The organism is Thiohalophilus sp. (genome assembly GCF_031581315.1).
In the GTDB taxonomy this organism is placed as follows: Bacteria; Pseudomonadota; Gammaproteobacteria; order UBA6429; family Thiohalophilaceae; genus Thiohalophilus.
The window spans coordinates 21737-44955 of sequence record NZ_JAVLAZ010000010.1 but is presented as its reverse complement, the minus strand read 5'-3'; the positions used below and the strand labels follow the sequence as shown (position 1 = coordinate 44955).

The following is a 23219-nucleotide window of genomic DNA, read 5'->3' as shown; positions in this document are numbered from 1 at the left end:
GTTCTAAGTTCTAAGTACGGTAGGTCAGGTTGCGCAGAGCGCTACCTGACACCCTTCTATTCGCAGGGTGTCACGCAGGCTGTCGCCAGCGTGACCTACGCCCGGGAGTGACTGGATGTCTGATGTCTGGTTTCCTCGTCACTCGTACCTCGCCCCTCGTCACTGCTCCGGGGCGCGCGTGACGTTTAATGGAAACACCGCTTCATAGCGTCGCCCCGCCGTATCCAGCTGCACCCGAACTTGCCAGTCGACCCGCCCCGTGACGCAGATGGGCAACAGCAGTTCGCCCCGCCAGATGCCGTCCCCGGCCGGTGACAATTTGAAGCGGTTGCGCCCCATGTCCATGTCGGTCATATCCAGATCCAGCGTGACCTGATCGAGTTCAGTGGCCTTCGCCAGATGCAGTTCGGTTTCGAAGCGCTGCATGTAATAGGCACCCTCGGGAAACCGCAGCGCAATGTCACCCAGCTCCGGATGGGTGGCCCGGCAGGCGGCCCGCGTCTTCTGGCAGGCGGTTTCCGTCACCTGCATCGACACGGTTTCAACCGGCGCTGCCGGGGCAGCGTCGCTATCGGTCTGATAGATGGCAACCCAGCTGTAACCGCCGACAATGGCGATCAGCACGACCAGCAGTAACAAGCCTCCTGTTTTAACCAGCGGTGACATTTACTCTTCTCCCTCAATAAACAATCGAATCCCGGCAATGCCCTGTCCGCCATACTGGCGCGCCAGGGCTATGTCTCGACGCTGCATGCCGCCCAGGGCGTACACCGGAAACCCGGCGGCCCCGGCCAGTTCCGCAAAACCGGCCCAGCCCAGCGGTATCGCATCGGGATGGGTTCGGGTCGCCTGCACCGGGGCCACAAAACCAAGATCCACGCCCAGCCGGGTCGCCTGTCTCAGCTCGGCCGGGTTATGGATCGACGCCGAGAACCAGTGATCTTCCGCCACCGGCCGGGTGGAATAACGGGACAGGGCGCTGGCGGGCAGGTGAAAGCCGTCCACCGGCAGATAGGTGAACGGCTCCGGGTCGGCATTGAGCAATACCCGGCAATCGTGAGCATGACACAGCGCCAGCGCCTTGCGCGCCAGCGCATCGACCCGATCCGCCGCCAGATCCTTGAGTCGCAACTGAACCAGCCGCACCCCCTGTTGCAGGCTCTTTTTCAACACGGACAGCCATTGTTCCTCGCTTTCGACCGGCGGGGTAATCAGGCACTCGGCAGGCAGGCGCACGGCGTTCACAATCGGCCGGTTGGCGGCGGGCATGGCATAGTCGTTCAGCTGTTCCGGCGCCACCCAGCGCACCGGCTGCCCCTCGCGCCCGTGCGCCTCGCCGGTAAAGTTCCGCACCACATGGACATCCAGCACGACCGTGCGATCGGCATAATCATGCGGGATGCGGATCAACGGCTCACTGTGACTTACCGTGATCCCAACCTCCTCAAGCAGTTCGCGGGCCAGTGCCTCTTCCACCGCCTCATCGACTTCGATCTTGCCCCCGGGAAACTCCCACAGCCCGCCCTGATCACGATTATCAGCACGCCGGGCCAGCAACACCTCGCCGACAGCGTTGTAAATCACGCCTGCAGCGACATGAATCACTTCAGACATCGTCGACATAAAAAGTCAGACCTCATTTTTCCAGGTAGGAATCAAACGCAGAGGACGCGGAGTCGCAGAGGCGCGGAGTAAAAATGGTTTCTGGCGTTAAAATTACATCATTCATTTTGTTTGGCTGAAATTTTGAGAAGCGGATCGGTTTTCAATTGAACTTCTCTGCGAGAGTTCATCTGTTGTCTTCTCGCATTGCATAACAAATTAACCACCGAGGGAGCAGTTTATTGAGCATTATCAGTGATATATCACGCAGGCTATCGCCAGCGTGACCTACAACCGCTTTTCAACTGAACTTCTCCGCGCCTCTGCGACTCCGCGCCCTCCGCGTTATATCCAGCGCCGCTAGCCAAGATGAGCTGATCGGCGGATTGCTAAGTTCTGTACTCGGCGTTGATGCGGACATAGTCGTAGGAGAAGTCACAGGTCCAGACCGTGGCCGTCGCTTCGCCGCGCTGCAGATCCACCGTGACCGTGATCTCCGGTTGCTGCATGACCCACTGGCCCTGCTCCTCGGTATAGCTGGCGGCGCGTCCGCCCGCCTCGGCCAGCAGCACGTCGTCCAGCCACAGGCGGACCCGTTCCACGTCCAGCTCCGCGACGCCGGCCCGGCCGACCGCCGCCAGCAGGCGTCCCCAGTTGGGATCGCTGGCGAAAAAGGCGGTTTTGACCAGTGGCGAGTGAGCGAGGGTATAGGCCACGGCCAGACACTCGGCCTCGTCGCGTCCGCCGTTGACTACGATATTGATCAATTTGGTCGCCCCTTCACCGTCGCGCACGATGGCCCGGGCCAGCTCGATACAGACCGCCGCCACCGCTTCACCCAGCTGGTGGGCAGCCTCGCTGTCAGCAGTCACCTGCAGACCGCTTGCACCGGTTGCCACCAGCAGGCAGGCGTCATTGGTGGAGGTGTCGCCATCGACCGTGATGCGGTTGAAGGAGCGGTCCACGGCCTGTTGCAGCAGGTTCTGCAGCAGGGGCTGGTCGACGGCCGCATCGGTGGCGATATAGGCCAGCATGGTTGCCATATCGGGGCGGATCATGCCGCTGCCCTTGGCCATGCCGGTAACGGTGATCGGGCGCCCGTCCAGCTCAAGACGGCGTGAGACGAGCTTGGGGACGGTGTCGGTAGTCAGAATGCCGTAGGCGGCGTCGTGCCAGCCCGCCTCACTGAGGGCCGCACAGGCGGCCGGCAGGCCCCCGGTAATCCGCGTCACCGGCAACGGCTCGCCGATCACGCCGGTGGAAAATGGCAATACCTCATGCGGCTGACAGCCGACCTGTTCGGCCAGTGCTGCACAGCACTGGCGGGCATCGGCCAGCCCGGCGGCGCCGGTGCCGGCGTTGGCGTTGCCGGTGTTGATCAGCAGATAGCGTGGCGCGGCCTGTTGCAGATGTTCACGCGCCACCGTCACCGGCGCGGCACAAAAGGCGTTGCGGGTGAACACGGCGGCACTCTGGCTGTGCGGGGCCAGCTCCATGACCACCAGATCGCGGCGGCCGGGCTTTTTGATACCGGCACAGGCGGTCCCCAGCCGGATACCGGGGACCGGTTCAAACGCCAGAGCCTGATCCGTGTCCGCCATACCTGGCCCGTTCAGCTCAGTTGGCCGTGGCAGTGTTTGTATTTCTTACCGGAGCCACAGGGACAGGGTTCATTACGGCCAACCTTGCGCCCCTCGCGCACGTACGGCGCTGCAGTGGCGGTTTCGTCCGACGAGGCTTCCTCCTGCCCTTCTTCCATGGCGCTGACTTCCCGGTGCTGAAACTCCATCGCCTCGGCATGCTGCTGGCGACGGCGCTGTTCTTCCAGGGCCTCCACGTCGTCCTCGCTGCGCACTTGCAGACGACTGAGCGTGGTAATCGTTTCCTGCTTGATGCGATCCAGCATTTCGGAGAACAACTGGAAGGATTCGCGTTTGTATTCCTGCTTGGGATTCTTCTGGGCATAACCGCGCAGGTGAATCCCCTGGCGCAGCTGATCCATCATCGCCAGATGTTCGCGCCACTGGCCGTCGAGCACCTGCAGCATCACCGCCTTTTCGACCTGGCGCATGACTTCGCTACCGACGCTGGCCTCCTTGGCGGCATAGGCGGCCTCGATCTCGGCCAGAATTTTCTCACGCAGGGATTCTTCGTGCAGACTGTCGTCTTCTTCCAGCCACTGGCGCACCGGCAGCTTGACGGCGAACTCGGCCTCTATCATCTCCTCGAGGCCCGGCAGATCCCACTGCTCCTCGATGCTCTGCGGCGGCACGTAGAGGCTGACCATGCTGGGAACCACGTCCCCGCGGACCGCCTTGACGGTGTCGCTGATGTCGTCGGAGGAAAGCAGCTCGTTACGCTGTTCGTAAATCACCTTGCGCTGATCGTTGGCCACATCGTCGTATTCGAGCAGTTGCTTGCGCAGATCGAAGTTGTGGCCCTCGACCTTACGCTGGGCATTTTCGATGGCGCGACTGACCCACGGATGTTCGATGGACTCGCCTTCTTTCATCCCCAGACGTTGCATCAACGACGAGACTTTTTCCGAGGCAAAGATACGCATCAGGCTGTCTTCCAGCGACAGATAAAAACGCGAGGAGCCGGGATCGCCCTGGCGTCCGGAACGGCCACGCAGCTGGTTGTCGATACGCCGGGATTCGTGGCGTTCGGTACCGATGATATGCAGACCGCCGGCGGCCACTACCTGATCGTGACGTTGTTGCCACGCCTTGTGGGCGCGCTCGCGGGCCACCTCATCACTCTCATCGATTCCGGCCAGCGCGGCATCCTCGTTGCCACCGAGGACAATGTCGGTCCCGCGACCGGCCATGTTGGTCGCAATGGTGACCGCGCCGGGACTCCCGGCCTGGGCGATGATATCCGCTTCCCGCTCATGCTGTTTGGCATTGAGAACTTCGTGGGAGACATCTTCTTTTTTCAACACCCCGGAGAGAAACTCGGACACTTCGATGGAGGTCGTACCGACCAGGACCGGCTGACCACGCTGGCGACAGTCACGGATATCATCCAGCACCGCCTGATATTTTTCCGGCTGGGTCAGGTAAACCTTGTCCACCATATCCTGGCGAATCATCGGCTTGTGGGTCGGGATGACCACCACTTCCAGACCATAGATCGTCTGGAACTCATACGCCTCGGTATCGGCGGTGCCGGTCATGCCCGACAGCTTATCGTAGAGCCGGAAAAAGTTCTGGAAGGTGATCGAAGCGACGGTCTGGTTCTCGCGCTGGATTTCCACGCCTTCCTTGGCTTCCACCGCCTGATGCAGGCCGTCGGACCAGCGCCGGCCGGGCATGGTGCGGCCGGTAAATTCATCGACGATGACGATCTCGTTGTTCTGCACGATGTAATCGACATCTTTCTGGAACAATACGTGAGCGCGCAGCGCGGCATTGACGTGATGCAGCAGGCCGATGTTGGTGGCGTCATACAGGCTCTCGCCTTCGCCCAGCAAGCCGGCCTCGGTCAGCAGCTCTTCAACGCGCTGATGCCCTTCTTCGGTCAGATAGATCTGCTTGTTCTTTTCCTCGACACTGTAATCGCCGGGGCCGTCCTCTTCTTCCTGTTTGGTCAGTCTGGGAACCAGGGCATTGATCTTGTAATAATGCTCGGAGCTGTCCTCGGAGGGGCCGGAGATAATCAACGGGGTGCGCGCTTCGTCGATCAGGATTGAATCCACCTCGTCGATGACGGCAAAGCCCAGGTTGCGCTGGAACTGCTCCTCCTTGCTGAAGGCCATGTTGTCGCGCAGATAATCAAAACCGAATTCGTTGTTGGTCCCGTAGGTAATGTCCGCCGCGTAGGCGGCTTTCTTGTCCTCGAACGGCATCCCCGAACCGATGGTGCCGACGGTCATACCAAGAAACTCGTACACCTTCCCCATCCACTCGGCATCACGCTGAGCCAGATAGTCGTTGACGGTCACCACGTGCACGCCAGTCTCCGGCAGGGCATTCAGATAGCAGGGCAGAGTCGCCATCAGGGTCTTGCCCTCGCCGGTACGCATTTCGGCAATCTTGCCCTGATGCAACACCATGCCGCCAACCAGCTGCACATCGTAATGGCGCAGGCCCAGTACCCGCTGCGCCGCCTCGCGCACTACCGCGAACGCCTCCGGCAGCAGATCGTCCAGTTTGGTGCCCTCTGCCAGGCGCTGACGAAATTCCGCGGTCTTGCTTCGCAGGGCGTCGTCGGAAAGCGCCTGGAGCTCGGATTCCAGCGCGTTGATCCGCTCGACGGTTTTACCCATCTGTTTAACCAGCCGCTCGTTGCGACTGCCGAAGACTTTCTTGAATACTGTTTTGAGCATATATTTGCCTGTGGTGAGCCTTTGATGTGAGGACTCACTTACTGATTTGATAATTCACGCCGGGGAAAACGGCTTTGCCCTGTTAAAAAGGGGTATTGTACCTGTCGTCGCTGGCTTTGTCCGCCTCCGGCACGAAAGGTTCATCGCGCGGATAAAGATAGCCGTGGCGATCAAACGCCAGGGACGGTCTGGCAATATCGTCGGCACTCAGCCGCGCCATGAGCCGCACCACCTGTTGCTGCGCGTCCCGCACCGGGCCCCGCGGACGTTGCTGAACAAAAGCATGGATCCGTCCTTGCACAAACCGGCCATTGGCGGCCAGCTGCGCCTCGAGTAATGGCGCCAGACCGTTCACGCCGCGCACGTTCATGCCAAGATACGTGGCGAAGTTGCCCAGACTGTAGGCAATCAGGCGCCCGCGATACAGCTCCATGGCGCGCGGAACATGGGGGCCGTGGCCGATCACCAGATCCGCCCCGGCTTCCACCGCGCGTCGGGCAAAGGCGACCACATCCCCGCGCCGTTCACCATAATAGCGCTCCTCGGCAAACGGCAGATGCAGGGCCGCTTCCCCCTCGGCACCACCATGGAAAGAAACCAGCACGATATCATGCTGCCGCTTGAGCCCGCTGACCAGCCCCACCATGCGGGCCGTATCCAGCATATCGTGCGAATCGATAAACGGCGCAAAGGCAATTGCCGCTATTCGCACACCATTGACTTCCCAGCGGGCGACATCGCCATGGCGACCGCTGTGCCGGATGCCGTGCTCGCGCAGGATCCGCATGCTGGCCGAGCGGCCCGCCTCGCCAAAATCGCGGGCGTGGTTATTGGCCAGACTCATAAGCGTGAAGCCGGCATCGCGCAGATGGGAGGCATAGCGGGCCGGTGAGCGAAACAGATAACAGGCGGCCGGATCGTTGCACTTTTTCACCGGCTCACCGCCATCAAGCAGAACCCCTTCGAGATTGCCGAAAGCAACGTCCGCCGCCCGCAGCACCGGGGCGGCATCGTCCAGCAGTTGTGCACCATCGCGGGGCGGCAGGCGATTACGCGGAAAATCGGTGCCCAGCATCACATCGCCGACCGCCGCAACGGTTAACACCGGGGCCGGAAACTGAACGGGGGCGTGAGAAGCAGGTTTTTCAGGAGCAACCGGTGCCGGGGCGGCGCAGGCGCCGAGCCACAGCACCGGCAGCAGGGCGAGTAACTGGGGCAGACGAACTGACATGCCGGTCAAGCGCAATAAGAGCGGAACAACGACTTATTTGCTGGCGAGAATATACTTTTTCGGATCAACCGCGCGACCGTTAACCAGCACTTCGAAATGAACATGGGGACCGGTGGAACGCCCGGAAGATCCCATCCTGGCGATCACCTGGCCTTTTTTAACCGTATCGCCAACTTCCACCAGATGCTCCTTGTTGTGGCCGTAGCGGGTGACATAACCTTTGCCGTGATTCACCTCGACCAGTCGCCCGTAACCGGAACGCTTGCCGGAATAGGTTACCACCCCGGCGGCGACCGCCACGACATCAGAGCCTTCTTTACCGGCAAAGTCGATGCCCGAATGGTGAGCACGGCGGCCACTGAAGGGATCGGTACGCATGCCGTAATAGGAGGATAACCAGCCACGAGTGATGGGTCGTCCCGCCGGGACCACTTCGGCCTGCAGGTTACGGGTCATCAGCATGTCTTCGAGGACGCCGAGCTGCTGGCTGCGGTCCTCAATCTGGGAAGAAAGCTCTTGCAGGGACTGGAGGAAATCCGGGACGTTCATGGAACTGCCCGCCATGTCATCGCTGTTGGAAAGGGGACCACCCTGGGCCGGAGGCTGCTCGAAGTTGAATTCGCCGTTATCCAGATTGGCCATCTGGGTCAGACGCTGACCGAGCGCATCCAGGCGGACGACATGCGATTGCAGGTTGCCCAAACGCAATGCCAGTGCATCCATGTTTTCCTGGGCATTACGGGTCACTTCCTCAATTTTCAATCGTTGCGCGTCGAGTTCCGATTGCAAGGCCAGGTTCAGATCGTCCGGGTTCGCTTTCATATGTGCGACGCCCAGATAATAACCCGCACCGATAAATGCGGCCGGCAACACGATAACCGTCCCCAGAACAAGGCTGATCAGGCGGTGCCGGGTCAGGGTCAGCAACCCTGAACTTCCTTTATTGCGTCTCAATACAACTATATTCATAGTGACAGCACAGCTCTTGTTATTTTAATGTGAGGTTAAAGTGAATTTTCCGATTAACAGGGCAAACCTTTCATTAACCAGTATGAATTCTCCCAGACCATTGTACAAGCTTCTGCAGGGGGAAAAGAACCAGCTTGCGGACCTCGTCACAACCACCCGCCAGCTGCGTCGCCTCAACCAGTCGCTGTTATCGGTGCTCGATCAGCCGTTGACGGATCACTGCCGGATCGCGCGTTATGACAGCGAACAACTGGTGATTCAGGTCGATTCCCCGGTCTGGGCGTCGCGTTTGCGTTATTATGTTCCCACTCTGTTACAAGAGCTTAAGCAAAATATCCCTGATTTACAAGGACTTAAATCCATAAAAATCCATGTCGCCCCGGCCACGCCGCCGCCGGTGGAAAAACCCCCGCCGCAACGCGAAATCAGCCCTGCCGCCAGCCAGGACATCCACGCCATGGCCGAGGCAATCGAGGACCCGGCCCTGCGCGCGGCCCTGCAACGTCTGGGTCGACCCCGCCGTACCGAAGATTAATCAAGCACGTTCACTGTAATGGCGACAAAGATAAGCTTTCGCTGAGAATCACGCGGGGAGTACGTTGGGCGAGTTTTTCAGGCTAACGGGATGATGTAACAAAAACGCCGGCATTCGCCGGCGTTTAAGTTCAATCACTGCCTTTTCGACGAATTTCAGGTCGCCTGTACCGGCTGGACAAAGGAGATCGGCGCCTTGGCCGGGTCTTCGAATGTCACCTCTTCCCAGGCTTCCTTGTTGGCCAGCAGGGTCCGCAACAGACGGTTATTGAGAGCGTGGCCCGATTTGTGTCCGCTGAAGGCCCCGATCAGGCTGTGACCCAGCAAATAGAGATCGCCGATGGAATCCAGAATCTTGTGTTTGACGAATTCGTCCACGTAACGCAGACCATCTTCATTCAATACCCGGTATTCATCCACTACCACGGCGTTGTCCAGGCTGCCGCCCAACGCCAGATTATTGGCACGCAGGGACTCGATCTGGCTCATGAAACCGAATGTGCGGGCCCGGCTCACTTCCTTCACGAAAGAGGTGGTGGAAAAATCGACTTCGGCGGTCTGATTCTGATCCTTGAAAACCGGGTGATCAAAATCGATGGTGAAAGCCACCTTGAACCCCTCAAACGGCTCAAATCGGACCCATTTGTCGTCCTCTTCGACGACGATCGGCTTTTTAATCCGGATGAAGCGTTTTGGCGCCTTCTGTTCCTGAATCCCGGCGGATTGCACCAGAAAGACAAACGGCCCGGCGCTGCCATCCATAATCGGGACTTCCGGGGCGTTCAGATCAATATAGGCGTTATCGATGCCCAGCCCGGCCAGTGCCGACAGCAGATGCTCGACCGTGGAGACCCGCACGCCATCCTTGATCAGGGTCGTGGAGAGAGTCGTGTCGCCGACATTTTCAGGAACTGCAGGGATTTCAACAGGTTCCGGCAGATCCACGCGCCTGAAAACAATGCCCGTATCCGCTGCGGCAGGTCGAAGGGTCAGGTAGACTTTTTCTCCGGTGTGAAGGCCCACGCCGGTTGCGCGAATGACATTTTTCAGTGTACGCTGGTTAATCACTAGCCAAATTCTCCTTTGGAATTGCAGGTCTCCCTGGATGATGCAAGTTTCGGGCCTGTTTCACTACGAACGAGTGCGTGGCGCAAGTATAGCACCGGAAGAAAACGTCCATAATAAAACAAGTTCACATCTTACAGCAACTTATACCCATCAGCGGCGGGGAATCTGAAAACTTGATACCCCGGTCACATATCTTTGCCGCCCGCTTGCGGGACCCCCGCGGGGTCCGGAATCAATCCGCCTGACGCCGCAGAAAAGCCGGAATATCCAGATACTCCATGTTCCCGTCTCCCTGACGCCCCTTGTCATCCGACGAGCCCTTGTTGCGCATCACGGTCGGACGATCCAGCTGGTTATAGTCGACTTCACCATCGTTCTTCTTGTTGACCACCAGTTTCGGTTTGTCGCCCTGTTTGAGCTCGTTGCCCAGACCGGTTGCCACGACCGTCACGCGTAACTCGCCGGACATTGCCGGATCGATCACGGTACCGACCACGACAGTCGCGTTTTCCGAGGCAAACTGCTTAACGGTGTTACCCACCTCCTCGAATTCACCAATAGACATATCCATCCCGGCGGTGACATTGACCAGAATCCCGCGCGCGCCGGCCAGGTTGACGTCTTCGAGTAACGGACTGGCAATCGCCGCTTCGGCCGCTTCCCGAGCCCGCTCTTCACCGGAGGCCCGACCGGATCCCATCATGGCCATGCCCATTTCGGACATCACGGTGCGCACGTCGGCAAAGTCCACGTTGATCAGTCCCGGGCGAGTGATCAGTTCGGCAATGCCCTGCACCGCGCCCAGCAACACATCATTGGCCGCCTTGAAGGCATCCAGCAGACTGATGTTCTTGCCCAGGACACTCAGCAGTTTTTCGTTGGGAATGGTGATCAGCGAATCGACGTACTGCTTGAGCTCATCCATCCCGGCCATCGCGACTTCCATGCGCTTCTTGCCTTCAAAGGGAAACGGCTTGGTGACGACCGCGACGGTGAGAATCCCCATGTCGCGGGCAATCTGTGCCACCACCGGTGCGCCACCGGTGCCCGTTCCACCACCCATGCCGGCGGTGATAAAGACCATGTCGGCGCCTTCCAGCACTTCCTGGATGCGTTCACGATCTTCCATCGCCGCGTTGCGACCGGTTTCCGGATTGGCGCCGGCCCCGAGTCCCTTGGTGACACCGCCACCCAGTTGCAACAGGGTCTTGGCAGAGCTGTTTTTCATGGCCTGAGCATCGGTGTTGGCGCAGATGAAATCTACCCCTTCGATACTCTGGACCACCATGTGTTCGACGGCATTACCACCACCGCCCCCGACACCGATCACTTTTATCACGGCGTTCTGACTGTAAGTATCCATTAATTCAAACATTTTTACCCCTCCTCACTGACAACGCAGTTGGTTGTTACATTGTGTCTACGTCACAAATCCTTTAGAAATTTCCCTGAAACCAGCTCTTCATCCGTCGCATGACGGTTGTAAAACCACCGCCCATGCGTGTTTCCGCATCACGCAAGGCACGATTCTGATAACCGAACAGCAATAAACCGACCCCGGTGGAATAAATGGGGTTACGCACCACATCCACCAGACCACTGACATATTGCGGCAGACCCTGGCGTACCGGCATGTGGAAGATCTCTTCCGCCAGTTCCACCGTGCCTTCCATCTTGGAACTGCCCCCGGTCAGCACGATGCCGGCGGCGCATAAATCTTCAAACCCGCTGCGACGCAACTCGGCCTGAATCAGTGTGAACAGTTCTTCGTAGCGCGGCTCGACCACTTCAGCCAGGGTCTGGCGTGCCAGACGGCGTACCGGCCGTTCACCCACACTCGGCACTTCTATGGTTTCCTCGGCACTGGCCAACTGGGTCAGCGCGCAGGCGTATTTGATCTTGATCTCTTCGGCATGCTGGGTCGGTGTGCGCAGAGCCACGGCAATGTCATTGGTCACCTGATCGCCGGCGATGGGAATCACCGCCGTGTGGCGAATCGCCCCTTCGGTAAACACGGCGATGTCGGTGGTGCCACCGCCGACATCCACCAGGCAAACCCCCAGCTCCTTTTCGTCCTCGGTCAATACCGAATGGCTGGAGGCCAGTTGCTCAAGAATGATGTCGTCCACTTCCAGTCCGCAGCGACGGACGCATTTGATAATGTTCTGCGCGGCGCTCACCGCGCCGGTAACCATATGCACCTTGGCTTCCAGACGCACACCGGACATGCCAATCGGCTCACGGATACTTTCCTGATCGTCGATGATGAATTCCTGCGGCATGATGTGCAGTACCTTCTGATCAGCGGGTATCGCCACTGCTCTGGCTGCATCGATCACCCGTTCGACATCGTACTGTGTCACTTCCTTGTCGCGAATCGCCACGATACCGTGCGAGTTGAGACTGCGAATATGACTGCCCGCGATCCCGGCATAGACGGAATGAATCTGGCAGCCGGCCATCAGTTCGGCTTCTTCCACGGCCCGCTGTATCGACTGCACGGTGGATTCAATGTTGACCACAACCCCTTTTTTCAGGCCACGGGAGGGGTGCGATCCCAGTCCGATAATCTCGATATCATTTTCCGGGGTCACCTCGCCGACAATCGCGACCACCTTGGAGGTGCCGATATCGAGCCCGACGATCAGGTTTTTTTCTGTTTTCTTAGACATTCACTGCCACTCCCCGAATGCTTTTATGCACTTTTTGATTCCCACGCGACCGCCATGCCATTGGTGTAACGCAGATCGACCCGCTTGACGTTGCCTCGCTCCAGCGTCTGGATCCGCGGATAACTGCGAACAAACCGTGCCAGTCGTTCAAATTCATGTTCGCGTCCCAGTTTCAGGCGCATGCCACTATGCAGATCGATCTGCCAGGAATGGCGTCTGTCCAGTTTCAACTCGCTGATCTGCATACCCAGCGGGGCCAGCAACCTGGAAAATTGTTGGTAAGATTTCAACATTTTCTCCCGCAGCTTTTCTGGCCCGTGAAATACCGGCAATCCGGATGGGTAGGTCGATTGCTCCGGGCGGAATATCTCGCCACGAACACTTAACAACCCGCCCTGTGACCACACCGCAAAAGGCTGGCGCTCGATAAAATGAATCGCCAATGTCTCGGGCCAGATCCGGCGAACGGTCGCCTGTTCGATCCAGGGCAGGTTTTCAACCTGTTGCTGAATGGCGGCGACATTGATATCGAAATAACCAACACCCGAAACCTGTTTTGACAGTGGTGCCAGCATGTCTTCGGTCACATTCATAAAGCTGCCCTGTACCCGGATTTTGCTTACCGGGACATTCATCGGATTGAGCAACTGCTCAACAGCCCAGTACAGCAACGCGGCCAGCATCACCGCAGACACGATGAACAGGGCACGGCCGGGTCGAAACGCCAGCTTCGCTAACGTTGATACCGGCAGAGTTTGTCTAGCCTGCACCGACATGGTTACCCCCTTGTTGCCGGTTGCCGTTGTGGCCCACCAGGGTCTGGGCAAGAATCGCATAGGCCAGCTGGTCGAAATCCATTCCGACGGCCTTCGCTGCCATCGGCACCAGTGAGTGATCGGTCATCCCCGGTACGGTATTCAATTCAATGACCCACGGTTTACCATCTTCCGAGCAGAGAATATCGACCCGCCCCCAGCCCCGGGCTCCCACTGCCTTGAAAGCCGCCAGCGCCAGGCGTTGTAACTGACCTTCCTGTTCAGCATTCAGGCCGCAGGGACACAGATAGCGGGTCTGATCCGACTGGTATTTGGCCTCATAGTCATAAAATGCATTGGGTGTCTCGAGCTTGATCACCGGCAGGGCCTGTTCACCCAGAATGGTGACGGTATATTCCCCGCCCTCGATCCAGCGCTCGGCAATCACCGCACCGGAAAACTGCGCGGCAGTCGCATACGCCTCACGCATTTGTTGCGGTTCATCGACCCGGGTCATGCCAATACTTGAACCTTCCAGGGCCGGTTTCACCATCAATGGCAGTCCGAGACTGGCCACGACATACTCGGGGTCGGTATCGTCATCCAGCACCATATAATCGGGTGTAGGCAAACCGGCCGCTTCGAGAATCATTTTGCTGCGTAACTTGTCCATACCCAGCGCCGAGGAGAGTACATCGCTGCCGGTATAGGGTATATCCAGTATTTCAAGCACTGCCTGTATCCGGCCGTCCTCCCCACCAGGACCATGCAGTACGATAAAGGCACGAGCGAACTTGCCGCTCTCCAGCTCCTGCAGAACCGTCTGTTTTTTGACATCGATTCCGTGCGCATCGACACCACAACGCAACAGGGCATCCAGCACTGCCTGCCCACTGCGCAATGAGACGGCCCGCTCAGATGACCAGCCACCCATCAGGACGGCCACCTTGCCAAATGCCTGCGGTTTCACGTTAGCGGTGTCGTTAATACGGCTCATCAGACTCTCCGACGATTTGCACTTCCCTTATCAGTTCGATACCCGTTGTCTGTTTGACTTCATCGGCAACACGTAACATCAGCAATTCAATATCCCGGGCCGTCGCGGTTCCGGTATTGATAATAAAATTGGCATGTTTTTCCGACACACAGGCTCCGCCGATACAGGTGTTTTTCAATCCACATTGTTCGATCAGCCGCGCGGCATAATCCCCCGGGGGATTGCGAAACACCGAACCGGCAGTGGGCTGACTGGTCGGCTGCGTGGCACCACGGCGTGCCAGGTGTTGTTTGATTTTTTGCAATCCTTCCTGTGCATCCCCGGCTTCCAGTTTCAGGGTCGCGCCAACAAACCATTCACCGGCAGGTCCACTGACCTGGCGATAACCGGTTTCATACTCTTCAGCCAACCGGGTTTTCAGGTTGCCCTGTCGTTCGATGACCTGTACCGACTCGACAATATTCCAGGTCTCGCCGCCCATGGCACCGGCATTCATGGCCAGTGCACCACCGAAGGTACCCGGTATCCCGCAGAGAAACTCGGCGCCGCGTAATCCGCGTTTCGCGGTTTGCCGTGCCAGTTGCGGCGAGGCCAGTCCGGCTTCGGCATATACCCGGTCTCCTTCCAGCCATTCAATCCGGTTGAGTACACCGCTGGTACAGATCACCGTGCCCCGGAAGCCCCCGTCGCGCACCAGCAGATTGCTGCCCAGCCCGATCCAGAATAACGGTTCGTCCGTCGACAGCTGTTGCAATAACTGCTGCAGATCGGCCAGGTCCGCGGGCTGATAGAAACACTCGGCAACACCGCCCACGCGCCACGAGGTGTGGCGACTCATCGGCTCGTCTTGCTTCATGATCCCGCGTAGCTGCATGATTTCTGTCTCAGTCCTGTTCATCGGCAACATAGCGTTAGCGTGCGTTTAACTGCTGTTCGAGCCGGGCGGCCGCGGCTCCGATATTCCCGGCCCCAAGGGTCAGCAAAATATCCTGATCCTGTAACACCCCGTTCAATATCGCAGGCAATTCATCGAGCTCCTCGACAAACACGGGTTCCACCTGGCCGCGCATCCGAATCGCCCGGGTTAATGACCGACCGTCGGCGCCGGTAATCGGTGCTTCCCCGGCGGGATAAACTTCGAGCAACACCAGGGTGTCCACTTCGGACAACACCCGGGTAAAGTCTTCGAATAAATCCCGGGTGCGGGTATAGCGATGCGGCTGAAACACAACCACCAGACGCCGCTGCGGCCAGCCGGCACGGATCGCCTGAATGGTCGCGGCCACTTCGCGGGGATGATGACCATAATCATCCACATGAATGACGCGGCCCTGCTCCAGTTGGTATTCACCATAAATCTGGAATCGGCGGCCGATGCCCTGAAAATTGCCCAGCGCCCGGGCAATCGCCTGATTATCAATGCCGATTTCATGCGCCACGGCAATTGCCGCCAGGGCGTTGAGCACATTGTGATGACCCGGCATATTCAGGGTAATTTCAATCTCTTCCCCGCTGCTGCGTAGCATCACGGTGAAATGGGTCTGGTTTGCCGCCTGGGTGATATTGACTGCCCGTACGTCCGCGCCTTCACTCAACCCGTAAGTAATCATCGGACGACTGATTACGGGCATCAGATGACGAATCTCTTCATCATCAATGCAGACAACTGCCAGTCCGTAAAATGGCAGGTGATGTAAAAATTCCAGGAAGGTCTGGCGAAGTTTTTCAAAATCACCGCCATAAGTTTCCATATGATCGGCATCGATGTTGGTCACAATCGCCATCATTGGCTGCAAATGCATAAAGGACGCATCGCTTTCATCCGCTTCGGCCACCAGGTAACGTCCTGCACCGAGACGGGCATGGGTTCCGGCACTGTTGAGACGCCCGCCAATAACAAATGTCGGGTCCACACCACCTTCGCCCAGTACACTGGCGACCAGGCTGGTCGTGGTGGTCTTGCCGTGGGTGCCGGCCACCGCAATGCCGTAACGAAACCGCATCAACTCCGCCAGCATTTCCGCCCGGGGAACAACCGGAATACGTTGTTCCAGTGCAGCCTTCACTTCCGGGTTTTCCGAAACGATAGCACTGGAGACCACGACGACATCACAGTTGCGAATATTTTCCGCCGCATGGCCAAGCGTAATGGACGCACCCAGCTGGCCGAGATGACGTGTCACCGCGTTTTCATGAATATCCGAGCCGGTTATTTCATAACCGAGATTAAGCAACACTTCGGCAATGCCACCCATGCCGACACCACCAATACCGACAAAGTGAATACATTTGATCCGGCCCATGCCCGGTTCCCCATGGCTGCTCGGCAGATCGGTAATACGCCGTGCCTGTTTAACCATGCATCACCTCCAGGCAGTGCTGGCCCACCAGCCGGGTTGCATCCGGCATGGCCCGCTGTCGTGCCTGTTGGGCCATCGACAGCAGCCTTTCGCGGCCCTGTTCAAACAGTTCCCGCAATACCGAGGCCAGTTGTTCGCTTGTAAAACTTGCGGCAGCGATCACTTTCGCCGCATCCACCTGTTGCAGATAGGCCGCATTGGCGGTTTGATGATCGTCCACGGCGTAGGGATAGGGCACCAGCACTGACCCCACCCCGGCTGCGGCCAGTTCCGACACGGTCAGGGCACCGGCGCGGCAAATCACCAGATCCGCCCAGCCAAATCCTTCGGCCATGTCATCAATAAACATTGTAATCTCCGCTTTGACACCGGCCCTGTTATAAGCCTCTTGAGTAGCTTCCTGCTTGCCGCGTCCGGCCTGATGCCGAATCGTCACCGGCATATCGTCAGCCAGTTGAGCCACCGCCGCCGGCACGGTTTCATTGAGCGCCTGCGCGCCAAGGCTTCCGCCGATAACCAGTATCCGGATCGGCCCCTGGTGTGTGGTAAAGCGTTTTGCCGGTTCATCAAGCGCGACAATCTCCCGGCGAATCGGATTGCCGGTGTGCAGCGCCCGATGTTTGCCGAAACTGTCCGGGAAAGCTTCCATCACCTGCAGGGCCAGGTGTGAAAGCAGGCGATTGGTCAGTCCGGGGATGGCATTTTGTTCGTGGATCAACAATGGCCGACGCAACAGCCAGGCGGCCAGACCGCCGGGGCCGGTCACAAACCCGCCCATCCCCAGCACCGCATCGGGCTTCAGTCGCAGACAAATATTCAGTGCCTGTGCCAGGGCATAAAACAGCTTGAAGGGCGCCAGCAGCAGTCCCGGTAACCTTTTTCCACGCAAACCACTGACTGAAATAAAGCGGATATTGAAACCGGCCCGGGGTACAAGCTGTGACTCCATACCACGCCGGGTTCCAAGCCAGTGAACTTCGACACCCTGCTCCTGCAAATAATGCGCAACGGCCAGCGCCGGGAAGACATGTCCGCCAGTTCCGCCAGCCATGATCAATATGCGCCGGGAATCGCGTTTCATGCACGCCTCCCTTTTGGCGACGTATTACGGCGATCATATTTGCGGGTTTCGTAGTCAATGCGAAGCAACAGCGCGACGGCCACGCACATAACCACTAAACTGCTGCCACCGTAGCTCATCAGGGGCAGGGTCAGGCCCTTGGTGGGTAAAACACCCATGTTGACACCAATATTGATAAACGCTTGCAAACCAACCCAGATACCAATGCCGTAGGCAACATATCCGGAAAAAGGCTGCTCGCGTTTCTCGGCTCGCCGACCGATATTCAGTGCCTTGAAGACCAGAAACAGATAGGCCAGAACAACCAGCGCCACCATGAACAATCCCAGCTCCTCGGCCATAACAGCAAACAGAAAGTCGGTATGCGCCTCCGGCAAATAGAACAGTTTCTGAATACTCGATCCCAGTCCCACTCCCAGCCATTCTCCACGCCCAAAGGCGATCAGTGCCTGCGTCAGCTGAAAACCACTGTCATAGGGATCGGCCCAGGGATTCAGAAACGTGGTCAGACGCTGTAACCGATAGGGCGAAGTCAGGGCAAGCAGTGCCAACGCGCCGGCCAGTGACATTAGTAACAATATAAACTGGCTCAAACGTACTCCGCCGAGCCACATCATTCCAAAGGCAGTCAGGAACAAAACAACTACGGCGCCATAGTCAGGCTCGAGCAACAACAAAAGCCCCAGCAGCGTCAGTAACACCAATGGCCGCATGAAACCCATTACACGCGAGCGAACCTCGCCATGATGGCGAACCAGATAGCCCGCCAGATAGACAACCGAAAACAGTTTGACCAGCTCGGAGACCTGCAAAGAAAGTGGACCAAGCATGATCCAGCGCTGACTGCCGTTCACTTCACGGCCCAGTCCGGGCACAAACACCAGCATCAGCAACAGAATGCTTAACAGGATCAATGTCAGACCGCTCTTTTCCCAGATTTCCAGGGGTACGCGCAGCACTGTCGCTGCAATCAGGAGGCCTACTGTCATATAGGCAAACTGCCGCCAGAAAAAATGAAACGGGTCATCAACCATCTTCTCGGCAATGGATGTCGATGCCGATCCGACCATAATCAGGCCCAGAAACAACAAAAACAGCGCGACACCCAGAAGCTGTTTATCCAGCACGGCATACAGCCGTAGCTGCTCTTCTCGTTCATGCGGTTTAGTAAAAAATTTTGATATCGGTGTCGCTGAAATCATCACAGGCTCCTGACGCTCTCGGCGAATGCGTCGCCGCGCTGTTCAAAGCCACTGAACATATCAAAACTGGCACAGGCGGGAGACAGCAAAACCGTATCCCCGGGCTGCGCCAGATGTACGGACTTGTTAACTGCATCTTGCATCGAGCTGGCCTGTTCGATTGTCGTCACGTCAGCCAGTTCCTGTTGCAACAGCCGAGCATCCTCGCCCATTAGCACAACGGCTCTTGCCCGGTTGACAATCACCTCACGCAGGGCTGTAAAGTCCTGGCCCTTGCCCTGCCCACCCAGGATCACCACCAGTTTCTCGCCCGGTACGCCATGGATGGCAGCGATCGCCGCCCCCACATTGGTGGCCTTCGAATCATTAATCCAGGTCACGCCCGCTTTTTCCCCGACCCACTGGCAACGGTGCGGCAAGCCTGTAAAATCGCGTAGCGCTTCTAGCATGGCGGGCAGCGTCAATCCTGCCGCTTCGCCCAGAGCCAGTGCGGCCAGCGCATTGGCAAGATTGTGCTCACCGGTGATCTTCAGTTCATCAACGCCAATCAATGCCTGCTCACCACGACATAGCCAGCGTTGATTCTGTTGCATGCATATACCATAGTGTTCAGCTTTCGGCGCCCCAAGGCTGAAGCTAACCAGTTTGCGGCCGGCGGCGAACAGCTCCGCCGTAGCCATCACACGTTCATCATCGGCATTGACCACCAGCGCCCCGGAGCCATAGAAAATTCGCGCCTTGGCAGCAGTGTAATCCGCCAGTGTGTCATAACGATCCAGGTGATCTTCGCTGATATTGAGTAACGCTGCCGCGACAGGATCCAGTGACTCGGTGGTCTCAAGCTGAAAGCTGGACAGTTCCAGTACACAGGCCTGGTTGTCCTCTTTAAGCAGTTCCAGTGCAGGATTCCCGATATTGCCGCCTACACCTGCCTTGATACCGGCTTTGTGAAACATCTCGCCGACCAGGGTGGTCACCGTACTTTTTCCATTGGATCCGGTAATCGCCACCACTGGCACATTGACGAACCAGGCGAACAGTTCGATATCACCTATAACTTTTGCGCCTCTGGCGCATGCTTCGGCAATCAGAGGCTCACGTAATGAGATTCCAGGACTAACCAGAATGATATCCGCACGACGGAATGCCAGCTCATCGAAGCCACCGACAAACACAGCCATATTCGGCAACTCTTTCTGTAATGCTGACAGAGAGGGTGGCTCGACCCGACTGTCTGTGATCGCAATATCAATTTCATAGGCCGACAAAAAGCGCGCACAGGAGAGTCCCGTCCGGCCCAGGCCGACAATCAGGACCTTCTTGCCTTGCAAGTACTCTATTGCCTGTCTACTCATTGTCATCTGCGTTGCCAGCATCAGTTATCGAATCTTCAACGTCGCCAGACCGATCAAAACCAGAATGACGGTAATAATCCAGAAGCGCACGATCACCCTCGGTTCGGGCCAGCCTTTTAATTCAAAATGATGGTGTAGCGGTGCCATGCGGAATATTCGCTTGCCGGTCAGTTTGAACGATAAAACCTGCAAAACAACCGAAAGGGTTTCCACAACAAATACGCCGCCCATAATGAATAAAACGAGTTCTTGTCGGACGACCACGGCCAAAACACCCAGCGCGGCACCCAGGGCCAACGCTCCCACATCCCCCATGAAAACTTGTGCCGGATAGGTATTGAACCAGAGAAAACCGAGCCCCGCACCGACCAGTGCGCCACAAAAGATCACCAGTTCACCGGCGCCGGGAATGTTGGGAATTTGCAAATATTCAGAGAAGCCGGCATGTCCTGATGCATAAGCGAATATGCCCAACGCACCACCCACCATGACTGTCGGCAATATCGCAAGACCATCCAGACCGTCGGTCAGGTTCACCGCATTGCTCGACCCGACAACGACAAAATACGTCAACAACACATATGTAATCATGCCCATTTCAATGGATATGCCCTTAAAAAAGGGCACAATAAGTTCTCTCTCGACCGGCAGTGCCGTCTGGTATAAATAGATACCAACGGCAATGGCGATAACCGACTGCCAGAAATACTTCCAGCGCGCAATCAGACCGCGCGGATCTTTTTTAATCAGTTTTTTATAATCATCGATCCAGCCGATCACGCCAAACAGGAAGGTTGTCAGAATAACCACCCAGACATAACTATTGGTCAGATCTGACCATAATAGCGTGCTGATGGCGATCGCGATCAAGATCAGGGCACCGCCCATAGTCGGTGTGCCCGCCTTGATCAAATGAGTTTGTGGGCCGTCATCCCTAATCGGTTGACCGAGACTGAACGTCCCCAAACGACGAATCATCCATGGCCCGACAAGCAGTGAGATAACCAGGGCGGTCAAGACCCCCAGAATTGCCCGCAGCGTCAAATAATTGAATACGTTGAAGCCGCTGTAAAACTCCTGCAGGTATTGTGTTAAATGATAAAGCATTACCCGCCCCTGTTATTTTCCACAGTACACGCGTCAACAACACGTTCCATTTGCATGCGACGTGATCCCTTGACCAGCAGCGTGACATCCTGCGCCAGATCATTTTGTATTTGTTCGATCATTTCGGCATGACTGTCGAAGCTGTATGACGAATCGCCGAATGCTGTAGCCGCGTGACGTGCCAGGGCACCAAGAGTATACAGACATCCGACCCCGCTTTTTCGGGCATACAAACCGGCATCTTCATGCAGACTATCGGCATTGCCGCCGAGCTCACCCATGTCACCCAGGGCAAGAAAGTGCCTGCCCGGGAATTCACTCAGCACATCCAGCGCGGCATACAAAGAAGTTGGATTGGCGTTATAGGTATCATCAATAAGCCAGCTCCCTTTGATACCTTTTTTGAGCTGCAATCGCCCATTAACGGCTGAGAGACTTTCAAGACCCTGTTTTATAGCATGCAAGGGGATATCCATTGCTACTGCGGCGGCCGTCGCCGCCAGGGCATTCAGGGCATTATGTTTACCAAGTAACTGCATATTGACCGCTATTTCACCCGGTCCGGTGGTAATCGACAGTTCCTGCCCGGTCTGCTGAATACGAATCTCGGCTTTAACTTCCGGTTCCCCACCAAGCCCGAAACTGATGACTTCTCGTCCGGCATTTAACTGTTTCCAGTAATCCGCATATTTATCTTCATGATTAACAATCGCGATACCATCTTTACCGAGCCCTGCATAAATCTCACCCTTGGCCTGTGCCACACCCTCGACACTGCCAAACCCCTCCAGATGTGCCATGCCGGCATTGGTGATAAGAGCCACATCCGGTTGAGCGATATTTGTCAGATAGGCAATCTCGCCGTGATGATTGGCCCCCATCTCGATCACCGCATAGGCATGCCGCTCATCCAGCTCGAGCAACGTTAACGGCATGCCGATATCGTTGTTCAGATTACCGCGCGTGGCCAGCACTTCACCCTCATGGGACAGAATTGCAGCCAACATCTCCTTGACGGTGGTTTTGCCATTACTGCCCGTTATGCCAACTACTTTAACGGGCAATTGCCGGCGCCATTGTGCTGCCAGCTCTCCCAGAGCAAGCCGGGTATCCGGAACGAGGATTGCGTTCACGCCCTCGACGGGCTGCTCAAGCAAACATGCAACGGCGCCTTTTTCGATCGCCTGGTTAACAAAATTGTGCCCATCAAAATTTGGCCCCTTGAGCGCCACAAACAATTGCCCCGGGGCGATCTGCCGCGTATCGGTGGAGACACCGCAAAAATCAGCATCAGCACCGCAATAGTCTGCACCCAGCAATTTTGCCGCCTGTGACAGACTCATATGCACGCCCTGCGCCGGAGTGTCTTTGCTGTGTGTCATCATGCCTTTAACCGCTTTAGTTGCAGTTGCGCCTCGGCCATATCACTGAATGGCCGCGTTTCATCGCCAATAGTCTGGTAGTTTTCGTGCCCTTTTCCGGCAATCAAAATGACATCCTGCGCTGTTGCACCCTGGATCACCGACTCAATGGCCCGTTGCCGATCGCGCTCGATATAGGCTCGATCCGGCGCTGTCATACCTGCCAATATCTGCTCGATAATATCGACCGGGTTCTCATGGCGCGGATTATCGTTGGTCACAATTACCCGGTCGGCAAACTGCTCCGCAATTTGTCCCATCAACGGACGTTTTTGTCTATCACGCTCTCCACCGCAACCGAAAACACACCATAAAGTGCCACGGGTGTGCTCGCGCAGGGCAACAAGTACATGCTGTAATGCATCCGGTGTATGTGCATAATCGATCACGACCAGCGGAAGTTCACCCCCGCCCAGTGCCTCCATTCGACCACTGACTGTACTGACACGGGAAAGCCGATCCAGTGCCTCGCTAAAATCCATGCCCTTTCCAAGCAGCACACCCAGTGCCGCCAGCAGATTGCTCACATTGAAAT

General features: G+C 57.2%; 20 protein-coding genes. 1 reads left to right on the top strand and 19 read right to left on the bottom strand.

The window, feature by feature from the left end; genetic code table 11:
- Positions 1 to 159: 159 nt before the first annotated feature.
- The 6 genes from RI563_RS02610 to RI563_RS02585 form a co-directional block, all read right to left on the bottom strand.
- Complete coding sequence (locus RI563_RS02610) at positions 160 to 666, bottom strand: hypothetical protein (RefSeq protein ID WP_310692786.1); 507 nt, start codon at positions 664 to 666, stop codon at positions 160 to 162.
- Positions 667 to 1623: a Nudix family hydrolase gene (locus RI563_RS02605; protein ID WP_310692785.1), complete on the bottom strand. Its 957-nt coding sequence runs from the start codon at positions 1621 to 1623 to the stop codon at positions 667 to 669.
- 368 nt (positions 1624 to 1991) lie between these two features.
- On the bottom strand, positions 1992 to 3203 hold the full coding sequence (gene argJ / locus RI563_RS02600) for a bifunctional glutamate N-acetyltransferase/amino-acid acetyltransferase ArgJ (protein ID WP_310692784.1): 1212 nt from the start codon (positions 3201 to 3203) through the stop codon (positions 1992 to 1994).
- Between the two features lie 11 nt (positions 3204 to 3214).
- A complete protein-coding gene (gene secA / locus RI563_RS02595) occupies positions 3215 to 5932 on the bottom strand; it encodes a preprotein translocase subunit SecA (RefSeq protein ID WP_310692783.1) in 2718 nt (905 codons plus the stop codon).
- Between the two features lie 82 nt (positions 5933 to 6014).
- Positions 6015 to 7163: a CapA family protein gene (locus tag RI563_RS02590; RefSeq protein ID WP_310692782.1), complete on the bottom strand. Its 1149-nt coding sequence runs from the start codon at positions 7161 to 7163 to the stop codon at positions 6015 to 6017.
- A gap of 33 nt (positions 7164 to 7196) precedes the next feature.
- Positions 7197 to 8132 (bottom strand): M23 family metallopeptidase, encoded by a 936-nt coding sequence (locus tag RI563_RS02585; protein ID WP_411293563.1) that lies wholly within the window; start codon positions 8130 to 8132, stop codon positions 7197 to 7199.
- Between the two features lie 82 nt (positions 8133 to 8214).
- Here RI563_RS02585 and RI563_RS02580 point away from each other — a divergent pair, with 82 nt between their 5' ends.
- Positions 8215 to 8667: a DUF721 domain-containing protein gene (locus RI563_RS02580; RefSeq protein ID WP_310692780.1), complete on the top strand. Its 453-nt coding sequence runs from the start codon at positions 8215 to 8217 to the stop codon at positions 8665 to 8667.
- Positions 8668 to 8822: 155 nt separating this feature from the next.
- Here RI563_RS02580 and lpxC read toward each other — a convergent pair whose 3' ends face one another.
- The 13 genes from lpxC to RI563_RS02515 all read right to left on the bottom strand — a co-directional run.
- On the bottom strand, positions 8823 to 9734 hold the full coding sequence (gene lpxC, locus RI563_RS02575; RefSeq protein WP_310692779.1) for a UDP-3-O-acyl-N-acetylglucosamine deacetylase: 912 nt from the start codon (positions 9732 to 9734) through the stop codon (positions 8823 to 8825).
- A 232-nt stretch (positions 9735 to 9966) separates the two neighbouring features.
- Positions 9967 to 11109 carry a cell division protein FtsZ gene (gene ftsZ / locus RI563_RS02570; protein ID WP_310692778.1) on the bottom strand — a complete coding sequence of 381 codons (1143 nt, stop codon included), beginning with the start codon at positions 11107 to 11109 and terminating at the stop codon, positions 9967 to 9969.
- A 61-nt stretch (positions 11110 to 11170) separates the two neighbouring features.
- Entirely contained in the window at positions 11171 to 12406 is a 1236-nt protein-coding gene (gene ftsA, locus RI563_RS02565; RefSeq protein WP_310692777.1) for a cell division protein FtsA, read from the bottom strand.
- A gap of 23 nt (positions 12407 to 12429) precedes the next feature.
- Positions 12430 to 13182: a cell division protein FtsQ/DivIB gene (locus RI563_RS02560; RefSeq protein WP_310692776.1), complete on the bottom strand. Its 753-nt coding sequence runs from the start codon at positions 13180 to 13182 to the stop codon at positions 12430 to 12432.
- Complete coding sequence (locus tag RI563_RS02555) at positions 13166 to 14158, bottom strand: D-alanine--D-alanine ligase (RefSeq protein ID WP_310692775.1); 993 nt, start codon at positions 14156 to 14158, stop codon at positions 13166 to 13168. Before RI563_RS02555 ends, RI563_RS02560 begins: the two co-directional genes overlap by 17 nt.
- Entirely contained in the window at positions 14145 to 15065 is a 921-nt protein-coding gene (gene murB, locus RI563_RS02550; RefSeq protein ID WP_317622847.1) for a UDP-N-acetylmuramate dehydrogenase, read from the bottom strand. The genes RI563_RS02555 and murB overlap by 14 nt, the downstream gene beginning before the upstream one ends.
- Before the next feature lie 4 nt (positions 15066 to 15069).
- Positions 15070 to 16518 carry a UDP-N-acetylmuramate--L-alanine ligase gene (gene murC, locus RI563_RS02545; RefSeq protein ID WP_310692773.1) on the bottom strand — a complete coding sequence of 483 codons (1449 nt, stop codon included), beginning with the start codon at positions 16516 to 16518 and terminating at the stop codon, positions 15070 to 15072.
- The gene (gene murG / locus RI563_RS02540; protein WP_310692772.1) at positions 16511 to 17599 is read right to left on the bottom strand and encodes an undecaprenyldiphospho-muramoylpentapeptide beta-N-acetylglucosaminyltransferase; all 1089 of its coding nucleotides are present in this window, start codon (positions 17597 to 17599) and stop codon (positions 16511 to 16513) included. The genes murC and murG overlap by 8 nt, the downstream gene beginning before the upstream one ends.
- On the bottom strand, positions 17596 to 18801 hold the full coding sequence (gene ftsW / locus RI563_RS02535; protein ID WP_310692771.1) for a putative lipid II flippase FtsW: 1206 nt from the start codon (positions 18799 to 18801) through the stop codon (positions 17596 to 17598). Before ftsW ends, murG begins: the two co-directional genes overlap by 4 nt.
- Positions 18801 to 20156, bottom strand: a complete 1356-nt coding sequence (murD, locus tag RI563_RS02530; RefSeq protein WP_310692770.1) for a UDP-N-acetylmuramoyl-L-alanine--D-glutamate ligase — start codon at positions 20154 to 20156, stop codon at positions 18801 to 18803. Before murD ends, ftsW begins: the two co-directional genes overlap by 1 nt.
- 24 nt (positions 20157 to 20180) lie before the next feature.
- On the bottom strand, positions 20181 to 21263 hold the full coding sequence (gene mraY, locus RI563_RS02525) for a phospho-N-acetylmuramoyl-pentapeptide-transferase (RefSeq protein ID WP_310692769.1): 1083 nt from the start codon (positions 21261 to 21263) through the stop codon (positions 20181 to 20183).
- On the bottom strand, positions 21263 to 22648 hold the full coding sequence (locus tag RI563_RS02520; RefSeq protein WP_310692768.1) for a UDP-N-acetylmuramoyl-tripeptide--D-alanyl-D-alanine ligase: 1386 nt from the start codon (positions 22646 to 22648) through the stop codon (positions 21263 to 21265). Before RI563_RS02520 ends, mraY begins: the two co-directional genes overlap by 1 nt.
- A partial coding sequence (locus RI563_RS02515; protein ID WP_310692767.1) for a Mur ligase family protein occupies positions 22645 to 23219 on the bottom strand: 575 nt, incomplete at its 5' end. The genes RI563_RS02515 and RI563_RS02520, both read right to left, overlap by 4 nt.